The organism is Thermoanaerobacterium butyriciformans, from assembly GCF_017874545.1.
Lineage (GTDB): Bacteria > Bacillota > Thermoanaerobacteria > Thermoanaerobacterales > Thermoanaerobacteraceae > Thermoanaerobacterium > Thermoanaerobacterium butyriciformans.
The window spans coordinates 39,801-59,031 of sequence record NZ_JAGGLT010000006.1; the positions used below are offsets into that span (position 1 = coordinate 39,801).

Annotated in this window: 16 protein-coding genes; 5 read left to right on the forward strand and 11 right to left on the reverse strand. The window is 36.0% G+C overall.

Features of this window, described 5'->3' with window-relative positions:
- Window positions 1–7: 7 nt before the first annotated feature.
- The 9 genes from J2Z80_RS03625 to J2Z80_RS03665 form a co-directional block, all read right to left on the reverse strand.
- A complete protein-coding gene (locus J2Z80_RS03625; protein ID WP_209453174.1) occupies window positions 8–409 on the reverse strand; it encodes a cytidine deaminase in 402 nt (133 codons plus the stop codon).
- A 15-nt stretch (window positions 410–424) separates the two neighbouring features.
- A complete protein-coding gene (locus J2Z80_RS03630) occupies window positions 425–1,147 on the reverse strand; it encodes a GntR family transcriptional regulator (RefSeq protein WP_209453175.1) in 723 nt (240 codons plus the stop codon).
- 8 nt (window positions 1,148–1,155) lie between these two features.
- Window positions 1,156–2,079: an ABC transporter permease gene (locus J2Z80_RS03635; protein ID WP_209453176.1), complete on the reverse strand. Its 924-nt coding sequence runs from the start codon at window positions 2,077–2,079 to the stop codon at window positions 1,156–1,158.
- On the reverse strand, window positions 2,076–3,131 hold the full coding sequence (locus J2Z80_RS03640; protein ID WP_209453177.1) for an ABC transporter permease: 1,056 nt from the start codon (window positions 3,129–3,131) through the stop codon (window positions 2,076–2,078). The genes J2Z80_RS03635 and J2Z80_RS03640 overlap by 4 nt, the downstream gene beginning before the upstream one ends.
- Window positions 3,132–3,133: 2 nt before the next feature.
- A complete protein-coding gene (locus J2Z80_RS03645; protein ID WP_209453178.1) occupies window positions 3,134–4,660 on the reverse strand; it encodes an ABC transporter ATP-binding protein in 1,527 nt (508 codons plus the stop codon).
- Between the two features lie 51 nt (window positions 4,661–4,711).
- Window positions 4,712–5,767 carry a BMP family lipoprotein gene (locus J2Z80_RS03650; protein ID WP_209453179.1) on the reverse strand — a complete coding sequence of 352 codons (1,056 nt, stop codon included), beginning with the start codon at window positions 5,765–5,767 and terminating at the stop codon, window positions 4,712–4,714.
- 205 nt (window positions 5,768–5,972) lie between these two features.
- Window positions 5,973–6,608 (reverse strand): cyclodeaminase/cyclohydrolase family protein, encoded by a 636-nt coding sequence (locus tag J2Z80_RS03655; protein WP_209453180.1) that lies wholly within the window; start codon window positions 6,606–6,608, stop codon window positions 5,973–5,975.
- A 53-nt stretch (window positions 6,609–6,661) separates the two neighbouring features.
- Entirely contained in the window at window positions 6,662–7,558 is an 897-nt protein-coding gene (gene ftcD / locus J2Z80_RS03660) for a glutamate formimidoyltransferase (protein ID WP_209453181.1), read from the reverse strand.
- Between the two features lie 66 nt (window positions 7,559–7,624).
- Window positions 7,625–9,493, reverse strand: coding sequence for a DUF4914 family protein (locus J2Z80_RS03665; protein WP_209453182.1), 1,869 nt, complete (start codon window positions 9,491–9,493; stop codon window positions 7,625–7,627).
- Window positions 9,494–10,089: 596 nt separating this feature from the next.
- On the opposite strand from J2Z80_RS03665, the gene nifJ reads away from it, so the two are divergent.
- From nifJ to J2Z80_RS03680, 3 genes are all read left to right on the forward strand, one after another.
- Window positions 10,090–13,617 (forward strand): pyruvate:ferredoxin (flavodoxin) oxidoreductase, encoded by a 3,528-nt coding sequence (gene nifJ / locus J2Z80_RS03670; protein WP_209453183.1) that lies wholly within the window; start codon window positions 10,090–10,092, stop codon window positions 13,615–13,617.
- Window positions 13,618–13,774: 157 nt separating this feature from the next.
- Window positions 13,775–14,986, forward strand: a complete 1,212-nt coding sequence (locus J2Z80_RS03675) for an NADP-dependent isocitrate dehydrogenase (RefSeq protein ID WP_209453184.1) — start codon at window positions 13,775–13,777, stop codon at window positions 14,984–14,986.
- A 99-nt stretch (window positions 14,987–15,085) separates the two neighbouring features.
- Window positions 15,086–16,033 (forward strand): AEC family transporter, encoded by a 948-nt coding sequence (locus J2Z80_RS03680; RefSeq protein WP_209453185.1) that lies wholly within the window; start codon window positions 15,086–15,088, stop codon window positions 16,031–16,033.
- 45 nt (window positions 16,034–16,078) lie between these two features.
- Here the strand turns inward: J2Z80_RS03680 and J2Z80_RS03685 are convergent, their stop codons facing one another.
- The gene (locus J2Z80_RS03685; protein WP_209453186.1) at window positions 16,079–16,699 is read right to left on the reverse strand and encodes a hypothetical protein; all 621 of its coding nucleotides are present in this window, start codon (window positions 16,697–16,699) and stop codon (window positions 16,079–16,081) included.
- 228 nt (window positions 16,700–16,927) lie between these two features.
- Between J2Z80_RS03685 and J2Z80_RS03690 the strand changes: the two genes are divergently transcribed.
- On the forward strand, window positions 16,928–17,386 hold the full coding sequence (locus J2Z80_RS03690; protein WP_209453187.1) for an FMN-binding protein: 459 nt from the start codon (window positions 16,928–16,930) through the stop codon (window positions 17,384–17,386).
- Window positions 17,387–17,625: 239 nt separating this feature from the next.
- Window positions 17,626–18,711, forward strand: a complete 1,086-nt coding sequence (locus J2Z80_RS03695; protein ID WP_209453188.1) for a VIT1/CCC1 transporter family protein — start codon at window positions 17,626–17,628, stop codon at window positions 18,709–18,711.
- A 4-nt stretch (window positions 18,712–18,715) separates the two neighbouring features.
- Here J2Z80_RS03695 and J2Z80_RS03700 read toward each other — a convergent pair whose 3' ends face one another.
- Window positions 18,716–19,222, reverse strand: coding sequence for a hypothetical protein (locus J2Z80_RS03700; protein WP_209453189.1), 507 nt, complete (start codon window positions 19,220–19,222; stop codon window positions 18,716–18,718).
- Between the last annotated feature and the right edge of the window lie 9 nt (window positions 19,223–19,231).

The following is a 19,231-nucleotide window of genomic DNA, read 5'->3' on the forward strand; positions in this document are numbered from 1 at the left end:
CACAAATTTAAATATTATTTTCATCGGATAAAGAAAATGCATATGGAAGAAGATCTTTAGCTTTTTTTACCACATAATCACCTTTCATATTCCCTAAAATAACTGTCAAATCTTCACCGCCCAATTCGTACATCACCTGTCTGCATGAACCGCACGGTGAAACAGGTCCATCAGTATCGGCTACTACAGCAATCGCTTTTATCTTTCTATCTCCATTGGAATATGCATTGAATAACGCTGTTCTCTCCGCACAATTCGTAAGTCCGTATGAAGAATTTTCTATGTTACATCCTTTATAAGTATTCCCATTATCTGTAATGACACATGCACCAACTTTAAAATGGGAGTAAGGCGCATACGCCATCTCCCTTGCCTCTTTTGCCTTTTCCAATAATTCCTGATAATCCATTGATTGTACCTCCAATCAATCACGCTTCCTAATGATATAAAAATCGAACTTATCTGCATTAAAATAATTAGAAGAAAAGAGTATCGGCATGTTATTTTCATCATAGTGAATCTGTTCAAGCAAAAGTACAGAGTCATTCTTTCCTATATTAAGCTTCTTTTCTATCGTAAAATCATGTTTAACAACTTTAATGTTTGAAACTGCATAAGTTATCTTGATGTTGTATTCCTTTTCTAAAAACGCAAACACAGATTCTTCAAAACCGCTGAACTTATCCCCTACTATTTTACGAGGTAGTCTATCAACACAGTACACAACAGGTATGTCATCTGCCGTTCTAACTCTCTCGACTTTATATATTTCATCACCGGGATTAAGTTTTAATTTTTCAGCTTCATTTTCCAGCGCCGGCAATTTATAAAATGTAAAGTCTTTTGTGCCAGGCTTCATTCCCTGCCGTTTAATAAGCGCTGTAACGCTAAACAATTCCTCAAGTCCGCTTCGTATAATTGGTTTTCTGCGAACAAAAGTACCTACACCTTGCTGCTTAGCTATCAGACCCTCATCTTCCATTATTCTCATCGCTTCTCTAAGTGTAGCCCTGCTAATGCCAAATTCTTTTGAGAGAGAAGCCTCAGAAGGAAGTTTCATTCCTTCCTTCCATACCCCTGTCTTTATAAGCTCCTCCATCTTATTTAAAGCCAACTCATAAAGTGGCTTTTTATCTGGTACTAACATATTAAGCCTCACTTCTTAGGTGTATATGGCACACCATCTGCAGCAGGAGATACACTCTTGCCGCCAACCCCGACCAGAGCCAAAACGGTGAGAATATATGGAAGCATCATAATTATATTCTTTGACATCGCACTATTTTGTAGCTGCATGCTTAAAGCTGTCGCAAATCCAAAGAGCAGCGCTGCTCCAAAAGAACCAAATGGCGTCCATTTGCCGAATATCATAGCTGCCAATGCTATATATCCTCTTCCACTGGACATATCAGTGCTAAAACTGTTAAGAAGACCTATCGATAGATATGCACCACCTATTGCTGAAAACAAGCCACTTAAAGCGACACCAAGGTACCTTAACTTTATTACGTTAATTCCAGCAGTTTCGGCTGCCTCAGGATTTTCTCCAACAGCCCTTATTCTTAATCCTAGATTTGTATGAAACAAGAAGTAATTTGATGCAAATATCAAAATTATCATAAGATATACTATAACGCTATTGCCACTTAAAATTTGTCCTATAAATGGTATATTTTTAATAACAGGAATATTTATATTTGGAAGCATTGGCGTATCTGTCGGCGTACCACTGAAACCAAAGATTGTGTTTAAAAGATATGCAGTAAATCCTGATGCAAATATATTTATTGCCATACCAAGAATAACTTGATCAGCAGTAAGTGTCACAGCAGCCCATGCAAAAATAACAGCTACTATCATACCCACCACAATTGCACCTAATAGTCCCAGCCAAGCACTTCCTGTTAAATGTGCAAACAGTACAGCAAAAAAAGCAGCAATAAGCATTATACCTTCCATAGCAATATTGACAACACCTGATCTCTCAGAAAAAGTTCCTCCAAGTGCTGGCAGTGCTAACGGTGTTGCCATAGCAAGCGTAGCTGACCACAACTGAGGATTTAATAAAATCTCTTTCATGACGCTAACTCCTCCTTTTTCTGCTTCTTAAACATGCTTTTCAATACTTCAATAATCTTGTCAGCAGCAACAAAGAATATTATTAACCCTGTTATAACATCAGCAAGCTGGCCAGGTACTTGCGCATTTAACTGCATATACTGTGACCCTGTTCCAAGCGCAGCAAATAGAAGCGCTGAAAATACAACACCAATAGGATTATTCTTTGCCAGCAGTGCAACGACTATTGCTGTGTAACCATAACCTGATGTAAAGCTATCGTAAAGCCTGTGCTGCACACCTAAAATTTGAACAGCACCTGCAAGTCCCGCAAATATTCCACTTAAACTCAGTGAAAGCACGATATTAAGCGGCACATTCATTCCGGCATATTTTGACGCTCTCTGGTTAAATCCAACAGCTCTCATTTCATATCCCCAAACCGTCTTGTACATGAGCCAATACACAAACAAAGCTGCTGCTATAGCAATAAATATTCCGTATGATAGCTGTGTATTCCTTAAAATAGTAGGTATAATAGCTGAATCCTTAATGAGTGGAGACTGTGGAACAGATCCTTTTTCCATCATAGGACCAAATTCCAAAAGATAATGGCTAAAATATATTGCAACATAGCTCATCATCATTGTTGTAATCACTTCATGTGCTCCTGTATACGCCTTTGCAAATCCCGGAACTATTCCACCCCAGAGTCCTGCGGCAACCATTGCTCCAATGAGTGCAAATGGTATGTGGATATACCATGGCAATCCTTTGAAAGAATAGCCAATCCATGTAGCTACTATAGCACCAATCCAGTACTGCCCCTCAGCACCAATGTTAAAAAGTCCTGCATTAAATGCTATTGCAACACCAAGACCTGTTATGATAAGAGGTACTGCATTTGCAAGTGTGTTTGCTATATTAGGTAGTGTCCCAAATGCGCCGATAAACAGCGATGCATACGCTGCTAGAGGATTAAAACCCGTCACCAACATTATAATAGAACCTATAATAATAGCGATTATTACTGCAAGTATAGGCATGTAAATGCTTTTTAATATTTTATTCATGATTACACCTCGACTTTCTTAGCCTCAATTTGAGAACCTGCCATAAGTAGTCCAATTTTTTCTCTTGTAGCAGATTTACCATCAAGTATATCCATAATCACACCGTTATGGATAACCCCAATCCTGTCTGACAAGGACATTATCTCCTCAAGCTCTAAAGAAACAAGAAGTATAGCAGAACCTTCATCTCTTAACTGAAGCAATCTCTTATGAATATACTCGATAGCTCCTACATCCATTCCCCTCGTAGGCTGGACAGCTATCAAAAGCTTTGGATTTGAACCGACTTCCCTAGCAAGAATTATCTTCTGCTGGTTGCCACCTGAAAGATTACCTGCCAGAAGATTATAATCAGTTGGTCTTATATCAAACTCCTCAACTTTCTTAGAAGCATTTTCAAATACTCTCTTGTACTGAATAACACCATTTTTCGAATATTGACTGTTTTTATACTCCTTTAAAATCAAATTATCAGCCACGCTGAACTTCATAATAAGCCCTTCTTGTTGCCTGTCTTGCGGAATATATGATATACCAAGCTTATACCTTTCACGAGTTGGCAACTTTTCAATGTTATTATTGTTATACTTAATAACACCTGATTTTATTGGCCTTAACCCCATCAATGCCTCAATAAGCTCTGTCTGGCCATTGCCATCTATACCTGCCAGTCCAAAAATTTCCCCGCTTCTAATGTCAAAGCTTACATTTTTAACTTTTTCTATATTTTGTTCATCTGATACAGTTAAGTCTTTTACTGACAAAACAACATCACCGGGATTGTACTCTGATTTCTCTAGTCTTAATACAACTTCCCTGCCTACCATCAAATTAGCCAATTCTTGCTCATTGGTTTCTTTTGTATTCAGAGTACCTACTGTTTTACCTCTCCTCATTACTGTAACTTTATCAGATATCTCTTTAACTTCATCTAATTTATGGCTTATGAATATAATCGATATGCCCTGATTTTTCAAATTCCTCATTATTCCAAAAAGCTCTTCCGTCTCCTGCGGAGTAAGCATCGCCGTAGGCTCATCCAATATGAGAAGCTTTGCATGTCTGTAAAACGCCTTCAATATCTCTACTCTTTGTTGAAGTCCTACCGATAAGTCTTTAACTTTAGCGTCAGGATCGATTTCAAGATGATAATTTCTTGATATCTCGCGAATCAATTCGTTGGCTTTCTTCTTGTTGTACGAAATACCACCTGGTTCAGCTCCAAGAACTATATTTTCTGCAACTGTTAAGACCGGGATCAGCATAAAATGCTGATGTACCATCCCTATTCCTTTTTCTATTGCTTCATGTGGACCGCTAAGATTTAAAACTTCGCCATTAAATTTTAATTCACCTGAATCAGGCCTATAAAGTCCATAAATAATATTCATTAAAGTAGATTTTCCTGCGCCATTTTCGCCTAAAATAGCATGAATTTCTCCCTCTTCTACCACGAGATTTACTCCGTCATTTGCCCTGACCTTTGGAAACATTTTTGTAATATTATTGACTTCTAATAAAGCACTCATTAATACACCTCCTAAAAAGGGGCTGAACTCCGTCAGCCCCTAAGTTAGCCTTTATTTCTGCACTTGATCCGAAACTTTTATAGTGCCATCCTTAATTTGCTTTGCATATTCATCCACTTTGTCGACTATAGATTGTGGTACATCTTTTATAGGCTTCGCATATCCTACGCCATCATTAGCTAAATCAAAGTATACAAGACCGCTCTTAAAATTATTGTCAAGAACACTCTTTATAGTGTCAAAAGTTGCTGTATCTACTTTCTTAAGCGCTGATGTCATTACTGTATCTGGAGCCATGTAATTTTGGTCTGCATCAACACCAATTGCATATATATTCTTTTCCTTAGCTGCATTTATAACGCCATCACCAGCTTGTCCTGCAACACCAAACACTATATCAGCACCTTGGCTTATTTGTGTCAAAGCCATCTGCTTTCCTGATGCAGGGTCATTGAAGTTACCTGTGTAGCTTACAAGCACTTTTGTATCAGGATTTACAGCTTTTACACCTTGTTGGAAGCCTGCAATGTAGCTGTCAACAGGTGGTATCTGCATTCCACCTATAACACCTACGACGTTTTGGTCATTTAACTTCGCGTTCTTTTCTTTTTCCATTAAACCTGCCATTACACCTACTAAGTATCCGCACTGTTCTGTTTTAAAAGTAGCAGATGCAACATTTGGCCTGTCTGTTATATCTGAATCGATTATCAAAAACTTTGTATCTGGGAATTCCTTCGATACCTGCTCAACAGCGTCTTTCATAAGGTATCCAACAGCGATTACTAAATTGTATTTCTGCTGAGCAAACTGTGTAAGATTTGTCACATAGTCTGTCTGCTGTTTTGATTGAATAAAGTTAACTGTAACACCAAGCTCATTTTTAGCTTTTTCTATACCTTGATATGCCAATTGGTTAAAGCTGTGATCATTTATGCCGCCAACATCTGTAACAAGACCTACTTTAAAGTTTTTGTTTTTTGATGCTTGGCCTGTACTATTCGGCTGTGACGATTGCTGTTTTGTCTTTGAAGTACAACCTGATAAAAGTGATAAAGTCAGCACAAATGCTAGCACCAATGAAAGAACTACACGTAATCTTTTCATGCCTTCATCCTCCTATTTTATTATCGTTTTCAACTATTTAGTCCTCTGAAGTTTTAGTCGTTGTCTGACATCTAACAACATTATAGTTCTAATAAGCGATGTTGTACAACTTTTTCTATGGTTGGTATTTGCAGTTTATATCATGATTACTATGTTTTTCTTTATTTTTCTCACTTTTAAATATACTTATACTTTAATAAAAATATCATAAATCTTTCATAGAGATATTCAAAATCTCATCTCTTATAGGCTCATATCTTTTTATTAAATCATCACATTCGCTAAGGACACTATCAACAAAAGATTTATCTTTTATGTATTTCGCATTTACTTTCACATTTATCATAGCACTTTGAAGTCCAGCAAAGAGAAGCAAAGCGCCGACTGCAGCATCAGATACTGCATTTGGGTTTCCGTACTGTGCTATAAGCAAAGTTGGAGCAAATCCCTCACTGCACAGACGAGCTAACTTAAGCGGTACATTTATAGCTTTCATATATGCCTTCTCAAGTTTTTCACTTCTTATAGCTTTATTTTCATCAGTATCTTTAGGCATTTTAATCACACTTATGACTTCTTCATATGCTTTTTTATCCTCATCTACTAATTCCATAACCTCTGACATAAGCCTTTCACAAATCTTAAGTCCGCTTTCTAATTCATCTTTAATGTCATTATCGTATTCGTCGTAAAATTTTCTGCCTATTGTAAGATTGTATACCATCGAAGACAAAGCCACGCCTAAACTTGCCACTAATGCTGATACACTGCCACCACCGGGAGCTGGCTTTGAAGATGCAACTTCCTTTACATAATCATTTAACGTATAGTTTACAAGCATAAAATCATCTCCTTTTTTATTTAATTATATCTTATTTCCACTTTATTGACCAATTACTCGTACAATCTATATTCAATAACTTTATCGTAACTGAAATTTTCCATCATAAGATAATACTCTGCTGTATCGTACAATGCTTTAGCAGGAATCAATCCTATAAGCTCACTGCCAACAATATTTACTCCATATCTAGCTGCTTCTCTCTTAATCACCTCAAACACCCTAAACAAAGGTGTTTTTTCGTAATTTGTAAAATTCATTGAAACTTGTACAATATTTCTCTCTTTTAAATTTATTCCCATCGCCTTTAAGTATCTAAAACCACCACCAGAAAATCTCACAGCCTTCGCTATCTTGTTTGCAATATCTATATTGTTTGTCCCTAAATTCACGTTAAAAGCAATAAGATACTGTCTTGCGCCGATGACAGCAACACCACTTTTTTCATTCATCTCACGTGGTCCAAAGTCCGGAACCCATTCAGGCATTTTAATCTTTTCAAAAAAATGTTCATACTCACCCCTCCTTATGTCTTCTAGATTCTTTCTTTTCGGATTTGGTTGAGCTTCCTCATATAGATATACTGGTATATTAAGCTCATCTCCGATTCGCTTTCCTACTTCTTTTGCTATTTCTATACACTCATCCATAGTAGTATTTTTCAAAGGCACAAAAGGCATAACATCCAAAGCTCCAATCCTTGGATGCTGTCCTTTATGATAACGCATGTCGATAATTTCTGAGGCTTTTTTAGCAACATTAAAGGCAGCCTCTTTTATTCCCTCCACGTCACCGCAAAATGTTATTACAGATCTATTGTGATCACTATCCATAGAGTAATCCAAAAGTTTTACACCTTTTACTGATACTACCTCAGATACAAGCTCTGCAACTTTCTTTTGATCTTTGCCTTCACTGAAATTCGGTACACATTCTATTATCTTATTCATAATCATCCCTCCACTTTAGTTTCATCAGCGATTTATAATAAAAATACGGACCTTTAAGATCCGTATTTATAAGATATTTATATAATCGTCAAGCGTTCCGTCATCAAGACAGCACTCTATGATCTTCTTCCCAAGCTGTGACAGATCTGGTGTAAGATATTTTTTAAGCTCCTTTTTAAAGAAATCAGTTAATATTTTTGCACCTTTCTGGAACGCTTCTTCACCCACTTCAGGTTGCAAATAAACCTGCAGAAAGTGCTTCGGCATAAATTCGCCATCTATTTTTAGCGACTCTAGTGAATACCCCAAAAGAGGACATTTTGATTCTGTCAATTGGTCCGGCCTAAATTTCGCACCACCACGTCTCGATAAGTATTCTCTAGCAATCCATTGTGGCATAAATCCGACTTTGTATGCACCTATATGCTGATTTGGTATTAATACATACCGCGTAGCAGGCGTATTTTGAATCTGATCAAGTATTAGATTTGCATGTCTTACCATTTTTCCAGTAGCAAATGGCCAATATGAGCCAACACCTTCACTGCTTAATCCTCCTGTGTCTATTATGCTTGGATTTGCATATCCTCTTGGAGCCACTAACCTCCAAAGCCAAGCAATAGATGGTGGAAGTACGTGCAGTAATCCCAATATACCATATGATGGATTTTCTTTAGTACATGGCGGTGTTCTTACCCCAAAACTCCTTATATCGACTTCAACAGCTTCATTAACAGTATTGGATATGAATCCCCTTGGCATTATAACTCTCGGATTTGTACATGGCTTTCCTGGACTATCTTCTACGTGTTCCCAAATAAGGCATGTAGAGTTAGGAACACCCTCGATATTTAAAAATAACAATGGCTCTTTAGGATGTATACATAATTTCTCAAGATCTGGGCTTGACCCATACTCTGTAACATGGTCCAATCGTATAAACCAACCATTTTCTGCATCTCTAACCACTAATTTCTTGCTTTCATCTTGATAAATTGGATGGCAAAGGGCCATATCGTCTGTAACAGGCTGTAATTCACTGTTTTCTTTTAATTCCATGTAAAACTTCTCTTTTGTTACAATATTAGTGCCGAAGTGAATCCTTCCGTCCAATTCCCTTGGAAGCTGCTCAGTCATCTCACTCTTTCCACCTCCACTGGCACCTTCATGCATGATAGTCATTATATTGTCATACGGCGTTATTACTCTTACCGTAGAAGCATGGGCCGTTATCCATCCTTCTTTTTCTCCTATATCTAAGAGAACACTGTAAACACCTTTTTTGGCACTGGGGCCAGGGTACAAATTATATGAAAAAAGCTCTTGCATATTTTCAAGTCTGTTGTGAACAACAACCTGCTTGCCAGCAAAGTGTGTATGTCTGAAAGGAGGTGCCACAAATATTATAGAAAGAGGTTTAAAATCTTTATTTATTTTGTCCTTAGGTATAAATCCCTGTATATCTGCAAGCGCAAGGACAAAAAAACCAGCATTTTTTGGTGCAATAACTAATGATGAATATCCCAAGCTTTCATCCCCAGCCATAAATGGCATGACAATTAAGTCTTGCTCTTTCAGCCATTGAAATGTCTGTGCCCTTAAAGGCTCAAAATCTTCGCCGAATCTGTCTTTATATCTAACTTTATCAGTATCTTTATTATCGGCTATAACCATGCAGTTTGGTTCCCTGCGCCTCATGTAAGGTTCTGGATAATTTATAGCAAAGCCATTTTTGCATTTTGTTACTGTCGCCTCAACAACTTTTCCTCGTCCAGGCACATCGTATGATACCTCAAATGTATCATTTTTGCCTCCACCAATAGTCAAATTTAGCAGTTCCTCCCTGCTTTCAGGAATAATTATCTCTTTTCCACTTTTTAAAATCTCTAGAACTTCATCAGGCAATATGAAGTAATTCAAAATATCAATTTCCATCTCTTATATCCTCATTCCTTTCACTATGCATCCCGCAGAATTTTTTGAAATATTAGATATGACATAATGCAGAATTAAATGATTTTAATATTTTATAAAAGCCACTATCTATCTATTGCGCTAGATAAATACTGGCTAAGCAACGATGATACTGAAGATATTCACAGAAACCCCCTATTTAATTTCCTTCAATATAGAAAAAATTCGTGTAATTTATTCTATCATTTTCAAGCATTAAAGTCAATCCTAATTTAACAAAATACACAATTAGCCGATAACTTTATTTGTAGATATGTTTGTTAATAACATTATATCACATAATATGACCAGCTCATAATTTTTTAAAAATTTTTTTTGCGAAAAAATGAATAAATTTTTGACAAAAAATATTTTTATATTTTGATTATCTGTGATATAATTATCATGGAACTGTTATATAAAGTCTAAAGGTATATATATAAGCATTTTTAAAAAACTGTTATATAATCGCTTCACCGCTGTTGTATAACAGTACATATTTGTTTACACTGTATTATAATAGTTTGCTTATATATCCTTAGATTCAATATAAAATCATAAAAGAGAGGGGAAATACGATGTCGAAGGTTATGAAAACCATGGATGGCAATACAGCCGCTGCACATGTGGCATATGCTTTCACAGAAGTTGCTGCCATCTATCCGATAACTCCATCATCACCTATGGCAGAACATGTTGATGAGTGGAGTGCCCATGGTAGAAAGAATCTATTTGGGCAAGAAGTAAAAGTTATAGAGATGCAGTCAGAAGCAGGTGCTGCTGGTGCAGTTCATGGATCTCTTGCTGCTGGTGCACTAACCACAACATTCACAGCATCGCAAGGCTTATTATTAATGATTCCTAATATGTATAAAATTGCTGGTGAGCTTTTGCCAGGCGTATTCCATGTTAGTGCTCGTGCACTTGCATCACATGCATTATCTATTTTTGGAGACCATCAGGATGTAATGGCATGTAGGCAAACAGGATTTGCTCTACTTGCATCTGGCAGTGTCCAAGAAGTAATGGATTTAGCTGCCGTTGCACATTTATCAGCTATAAAAGGTAGAGTGCCATTTTTGCATTTCTTTGACGGATTTAGAACGTCCCATGAATACCAGAAGATTGAAGTAATGGATTATGAAGATTTAAGAAAGCTTTTGGACATGGATGCTGTAAGAGCATTCAAAAAAAGAGCATTAAATCCAGAGCATCCCGTAACAAGAGGAACAGCTCAAAATCCTGACATCTACTTCCAGGAAAGAGAAGCATCAAATAAATATTACAATGCTATTCCTGATATAGTAGAAGAATATATGAATGAAATAAGCAAGATAACTGGCAGAGAATATAAATTATTTAATTACTATGGTGCTCCTGATGCTGAACGCATCGTGATTGCAATGGGTTCAGTGACAGAGACTATCGAAGAGACAATTGACTATTTACTGAAAAAAGGCGAAAAAGTAGGTGTCGTAAAAGTACATCTATACAGGCCATTCTCATTCAAACATTTCTTGAATGCAATACCAAAGACAGTAAAGAAAATTGCTGTATTGGATAGGACAAAAGAAGCAGGTGCATTTGGTGAACCGCTTTATGAAGACGTGAGAGCAGCTTTTTACGATAGTGAATTAAAGCCTGTAATTGTAGGCGGCCGTTATGGTTTAGGCTCAAAAGATACAACACCTGCACAAATAATAGCAGTATTTGATAATCTTAAATCTGATACACCGAAAAACAACTTCACAATAGGTATAGTTGACGATGTTACAAATACATCACTACCTGTCGGTGAAGAAATTGAAACAACACCAGAAGGTACGATAAGCTGCAAATTCTGGGGATTTGGCTCAGATGGTACAGTCGGTGCAAACAAGAGTGCTATACAGATTATCGGCGACAACACTGATATGTATGCGCAAGCTTATTTTGCATATGACTCAAAGAAATCAGGCGGTGTAACAATATCACACCTGCGTTTTGGTAAGAAGCCAATAAGATCAACGTACCTTATAAACAATGCTGACTTTGTGGCATGCCATAAACAAGCATATGTGTATAACTATGATGTGCTTGCAGGACTTAAAAAAGGTGGTACATTCTTACTAAACTGCACATGGAAGCCAGAAGAACTTGATGAAAAATTGCCTGCGTCCATGAAGAGATACATTGCTAAAAACAACATCAATTTCTACATCATAAATGCTGTTGACATAGCAAAAGAATTAGGTCTTGGCGCAAGAATAAACATGATAATGCAATCCGCATTCTTCAAACTTGCAAACATCATTCCTATTGATGAAGCAGTTAAGCATTTAAAAGATGCTATTGTGAAGTCTTACGGTCATAAAGGCGAAAAAATAGTAAACATGAACTATGCGGCTGTTGATCGTGGAATAGATGCACTTGTAAAAGTTGATGTCCCAGCATCATGGGCAGATGCTGAAGATGAAGTCAAAGAAGAAAGAAATGTTCCTGATTTCATAAAGAATATAGCAGATGTCATGAATAGACAAGAAGGAGACAAATTGCCTGTAAGTGCCTTTGTAGGCATGGAAGATGGTACATTCCCTATGGGTACAGCAGCTTATGAAAAACGCGGTATCGCAGTGGATGTGCCTGAATGGCAGATAGACAACTGCATACAGTGCAATCAATGTGCATATGTATGTCCACATGCAGCAATTAGGCCTTTCCTCTTAAATGAAGAAGAAGTTAAAACCGCTCCTGAAGGATTTACTTCCAAAAAAGCTATCGGTAAAGGCTTAGAAGGATTAAACTTCAGGATTCAAGTAAGCGTGCTTGATTGTACAGGTTGCGGCGTATGCGCAAACACATGTCCTTCAAAAGAAAAGTCTTTAATAATGAAGCCACTTGAGACACAATTAGATCAAGCAAAGAATTGGGAGTACGCTATGTCTCTCTCACATAAAGAAAATCCACTGGGTACAGATACGGTAAAAGGAAGCCAGTTTGAGCAGCCATTGCTGGAGTTCTCAGGTGCTTGTGCAGGATGCGGTGAAACGCCATATGCAAGGCTTGTAACACAATTGTTTGGCGACAGAATGCTTATCGCAAATGCTACAGGTTGCTCATCAATATGGGGTGGCAGTGCACCATCTACACCATACACCGTAAACAAAGATGGTCATGGTCCAGCATGGGCAAACTCACTATTTGAAGACAATGCTGAGTTTGGCTTCGGTATGGCATTGGCTGTAAAACAACAGAGAGAAAAATTAGCTGATATAGTAAAAGAAGCATTAGAATTAGATCTTACTCAAGATCTAAAGAATGCCTTAAAGTTATGGCTTGACAACTTAAATAGCTCAGAGATAACAAAGAAGACAGCAAACATCATAGTTTCATTGATACAGGACTATAAGACAGATGACGGAAAAATCAAGGAACTTTTAAATGAAATACTTGATAGAAAAGAATACTTGGTTAAGAAGTCTCAATGGATATTTGGCGGTGACGGTTGGGCATACGATATAGGCTTTGGTGGTCTTGACCATGTACTTGCATCTGGCGAAGACGTAAATGTTCTTGTATTTGATACAGAAGTATATTCAAATACTGGTGGACAATCATCAAAAGCAACACCAGTTGGTGCAGTCGCACAGTTTGCTGCAGCAGGTAAAGGAATCGGCAAGAAGGATTTAGGCCGCATAGCTATGAGTTATGGATATGTTTATGTAGCACAAATCGCAATGGGTGCAAACCAAGCTCAAACAATTAAAGCGCTAAAAGAAGCAGAAAGCTATCCTGGTCCATCACTTATAATAGCTTATGCACCTTGCATTAACCACGGAATCAGATTAGGTATGGGCTGCAGCCAGATAGAAGAAAAGAAAGCAGTTGAAGCTGGCTACTGGCATCTATACAGGTACAACCCAATGCTTAAAGCCGAAGGCAAGAATCCGTTTATCCTTGATTCAAAAGCTCCAACAGCTTCATATAAAGAATTTATCATGGGTGAAGTTCGTTATTCATCCCTTGCCAAGACATTCCCTGACAGAGCAGAAGCTTTATTTGAAAAAGCTGAAGAGCTTGCAAAAGAAAAATACGAGACATACAAAAAGCTTGCTGAACAAAATTAATTTACATTTATTAATGATATTAATGAGCGAATTTTTTTCGCTCATTAATTTTTATACATAAATAAACATTCACCATCTAATAAATTTTTTCTCTTGTTTATCTATTTAATGTTTTATATAATTAATGTTATAAACTACAATTTAAGGAGCGGATGATATGAGCGAAAAAATCAAAATGACAAACCCCATTGTGGAGCTAGATGGTGATGAAATGACCAGAATCATCTGGCAGATGATTAAAGAAATGCTTATAGAACCTTTTGTAGATCTGAATACAGAATACTACGATCTAGGCTTGAAAAATAGAAACTTGACCGATGATCAAGTCACAATTGACGCTGCATATGCAATAAAAAAGCACAAAGTAGGTGTTAAGTGCGCTACTATAACACCTAACGCTCAGAGAGTTGAAGAGTACAATTTAAAAAAGATGTGGAAAAGTCCCAATGGCACTATAAGAGCTATACTAGACGGCACTGTTTTTAGAACGCCTATACTAATAAATGGAATAAAACCTCTCGTAAAAAGCTGGACAAAGCCTATAACAATTGCCCGTCATGCCTACGGAGATGTATACAAAGACGTAGAATACAGGCTTGAAAAGGCTGCAAAAGCTGAACTGGTTGTAACTTACAAAGATGGTGACGTAGAAAGACAAACTATACATGAGTTTGACGGCCCGGGTATTTTAATCGGAATGCACAACATAGACAAGTCTATAAAAAGTTTTGCAAAAGCATGTTTCAACTATGCATTAAGCCAAAAACAAGACTTGTGGTTTGCAACTAAAGACACTATCTCAAAAGTATACGACCATACATTTAAGGACATATTCAATGATATGTATGAAAATGAATATAAAGATAAATTTAATGAAGCAGGAATCGAATATTTCTACACACTGATAGACGACGCAGTTGCAAGAGTCATAAGATCCGAAGGCGGCATGATATGGGCTTTGAAAAATTACGACGGCGATGTAATGTCAGACATGGTGGCAACAGCCTTTGGAAGTTTAGCAATGATGACATCTGTGCTGGTATCTCCAGAAGGTGATTTTGAATATGAAGCCGCCCATGGGACAGTGACACGTCATTATTATAAATATTTAAAAGGCGAGGAAACATCCACTAATCCGATTGCTACCATATTTGCTTGGACAGGCGCCTTGAAAAAGCGCGGAGAACTGGATAACAACAAACATTTAATGAAATTTGCTGAAAAATTAGAAGAAGCTTCTTTAAAAACAATAGAAGATGGCATAATGACTAAAGACTTAGCTGCAATTTCTGAACTTCCAAATAAAAAACCAGTAAACACCAAGGAATTTTTAAACGAAATCAAAAACAATCTAGAAAAAATAATATAAATTGATCAGAAAAATGCTCTTTAGCCTTTAAAGAGCATTTTTGACTTTTATTTCTTTATGCATTATTATTAATCTATAATTTTCTTTGGGGGAATAACATTGGTTTTCTTAAAGGGTATTGAAAGCATTTTGCCTATTGTGTTTATAATTATACTTGGTTACATATTAGCGATGAAAAAATGGTTAGACGAAAGCACATCTGAACTATTTTCAAAAATTGTAGTAAAAGTTTCGCTTCCTGCTCTTATGTTTTATACAGTCATTGAAAACCTTCAAAAAAATCAATTATCACATATGGTTTGGGGTTTAATTGCTGCTTTTTTAAGCATTTTTACATCATATGTGATTGCATATCTATCCGTTATATTGTTTAAATTAGACAGAAAAAAAATCGGTCTATTTTCTGCAATATTTGCTTTTTCTAATACAATATTCGTTGGACTTCCTGTAAATCAAGCTCTTTTTGGAAATAAGGCTGTTCCATACGTGCTTCTATACTACGTAGCAAATACCACGCTGTTTTGGACGATGGGGCTTTACAACATAAGAAGGGATGTAGAAAATCCACAGGGAAATTTCTCAATATATCAGGCTTTTAAAAAGATCTTCTCGCCTCCCCTTTTAGGATATCTTGTGGGGATACTTTTTATTTTGATAGGGGTCAAAATACCACAATTCATAATAGATACAGCTAAATACATTGGTCAACTTACGACACCACTTTCCATGATCTTCATCGGCACATCAATATATCTCACAGACTTAAAAGATTTTAAATTTGACAGCACTGCTTCGTTTTTGCTTATAGGCCGATCCATAATAACACCGTTAATTACAATGCTGGTACTTCATTTTTTTAAGCTCAATATATTAATGGAAAAAGTATTTGTAATTCAAAGTGCGCTTCCTGTAATGACACAAATAGCAATTGTGGCACATGCTTACAATAGTGACCAAAAATATCCATCGATTATGATAGCCGCAACAAATCTATTGAGTTTACTCATAGTCCCAATTTACATGTACATAGCAAGTGTAGTATTTTAATATTAAAGGGCAGATAATCTGCCCTCTATTTTTTTATAAATCGGACTACGTATTTGTGTTGCTTGTATCACTTCCAGATTTGTCCTTGTTATCTTTTAAGTAATTTAATATATCTTGTTTTTGGCTTTCTGTTATCTTGTTGTCCTTTACTGCCTTATCTAAAGCATTTTCAAATCTCTTGTAACCACCTTCATTGAAATTTTTAAATCCCATGAACATGCCTTTCATCCCAGGTGGAAGGCCAGTTCCATCCCATTTGTTTATTTTATCTGTGTAATTTTTAATAAGCTCATTCGCTTTATCCTGTGTTATTTTTCCACTTTGTACTTTCTTATTTACAGCAGCAGTATAATCACTTATAAGTTTCTGCCTTTTTTGATCAAGTGTCAACTTATTAAAATCGTTTATTTTTTGTTCCATATTATTTATTTTCGCGATTATGCTGTCATATTTGTCCTTGCTTATTTTCCCTTCATTGTATTTTTCGGTAACCTTTGCTTTGATGTTTTCTAATCTCTGTATTGGATCTATTTTATCAGGCGCTGTCTGGACTGTAGTATTGCTGCTGCTCTGCTGTGGTGAAACTACTTCATCAGCAAAAGCTACAGTCGAAATCAGCATTGCACTCATCAAAGTTACAGCCAAAATTTTCTTTGCTTTTGTCACCAATCATTGCCTCCTTTCTCATATAAAGTGTAACTATATTTCAATACTTGTAGTTAACTTTGCACCTCCTTTAACTTTGTTACTATTATTATATCCCCAAGTTGTGTCAAAATTTTGTTAAATCAATTAACAAATTGTAAAAGTTATATGTCAAATATTTTAAAATCGTTGAATAATATTTATATATTGTAGAAAAAATATATAAAAATAGCCCACAGGAGGAATAAAATGAGAACATTAAGGAAAATTATATCAATAATTTTAATTGCAATTTTCGCATTAAGCCTCGCATCTTGCAAGTCAATGACAAAAACTTCAACTCAAAAGCCAAAACCTCAAACTACACCTAAAGTATCTTACAAAGACGGTATGTACACAGGTGCCGGTCCAAAGTGGTCTGAAGGCAGCGAAGATGCAACAGTAGTAATAAAAAACGGCAAAATAACAAGTATAACTTTAAGGCGATTAGACAAAAACGGAAAAGAAATCAACTACGACAAATGGACAGGTAAAAAGGATCCACAAACAGGTAAAGTCTATCCAAATTTAAAAAAGTTCAGAGTTGATATGGCAAATGAAATGATTAAAAAGCAAACATACAATGTAGATACAATAGCAGGTGCGACAGAAACAACTACAAACTGGAAAATAGCTGTTAAGAATGCTCTGGAAAAAGCAAAAAAGTAATGCTAAAAATACATAATATAAAGGATATTATCAAGCACAGTTAATCATTCACTTATGTTTTATCCTTTCCTATTATAATTGGCTGAAGTCTCAAAATTTGAAAAATATTATTGTAAGGGAACGATTAATAAAACTATCATAACATATCGTGATAATAATATTTTTCTAAATTACTAGAGGCTTCTTCTTGTATATTTATGCCAAGTATTATAAAATGAAATATGTGGGAGGGAGTAGAAATGGACGCACTAGATAAAGCAAAAAAATTTTATTACGATGAATTTGAAGCAAAACAGCTATATTCTTACTTGGCAAAAGTAGAAAACAAAAAAGAAATACGTGAATTATTTGAGGAACTTGCAACAATAGAATCAAATCACACGAAATTTTGGTACACATTTCTAAGCGATAGAGGCGTAAAAGTCAAGCCAAAAATTCGCAACCGCAGTCTGTGGTTTTATAAAGCATTAAGGACATTGCTGGGAAGTAAGCTTTTTATAATTCTCTTAGAGATGCAAGAATCAAATAGTACTGATGAATACTATAAATATTACAAAGATCCCATATTAACTGAAAAAGAACGCCATATGCTGTCTCAGATAATAGAAGATGAACTGGAACATGAGAAAAATCTAGGAAATCAAAATAAAGAAGCAAATTTCTCAAATATACGTGATTTCATATTAGGAATGAATGACGGGCTTGTAGAGATATTGGGAACTGTGACAGGTCTATCTGCCGTATATCAAAATAAGCCGCTGGTTGTTGGCACATCAGGTCTTGTTGTAGGAATAGCAGGTGCATTGTCTATGGCTATTGGTGCATATACATCTGTAAGATCACAAAGACAAGTCAATGAAGGCATCAAAAGAAAGATGGAGCTTTTATTTAATGTATCAAAAGGCAGGGCGAAAGAAGAGCTTCTAAACAAGTTAAATGAATCAGGCATACCTGAAGATATAAGCAGAGAAGTTGTTGAAAAACTTGGTGATAATGAAAATGCAATGGCAAACTTGCTGGTGGAAGAAGTAAAAGAAAATGAAATAAAATCGGCTTTATACACAGGACTTGCATACCTAGTAGGACTCATATTCCCTGTTATACCATACTTCTTTATTTCTTCATCATCAATTATAGCTTTAGTATTCTCCGTGATTTTTGCAACTATTGCGCTTTCAATTGTAGGCGGTATTGTTTCAATTGCATCAGAAAGTTTGTCAATTAAAAATAAAATAATCGAAATGGTTTTATCAGGAATAGGTGCTGCCGCACTGTCATATCTATTTGGAACGCTTGTACAGCTTATATTTGGCATTAATGCGTAATGGCTTAATGCCTTTTTGCGTTTTTATAGTAAAAGGATATAAAGATAGTATATACATAATCATATACCAAAAATGATATTTGCAATAATATAAAAATTGCAATAAATGGGGAACCAGTTACAAATATCTTCATCATAAAAATTCTGCTAAATATGATGTAAACAACAAATAACGATATATTAAACACAATAAGTTTGAGCGCTAATTCCATATACATTCTAAAGCGCTTTTTTTCTATGTAAGATTTTATGATACCGTAAAATCCAAAAAAGCATATGTAATAAACAGATATTAACTTATTAGGAATCAATATTAGCGATAATATCGATGTGGCTAAATAAAATACAAGTCCTCCTATACTGCCTGTCTCTATCACCATTATTGAAATAGCAAATGACGATACAACAAGAAAAAAGAGCCTGCTGGTAGGCATGACTGATGCAATAAAAAGTATAACCACATTTAAAGCCGCAATCACGCCACCTAGAGATAGTGATTTTGCATTCAGCATAAAATCAAC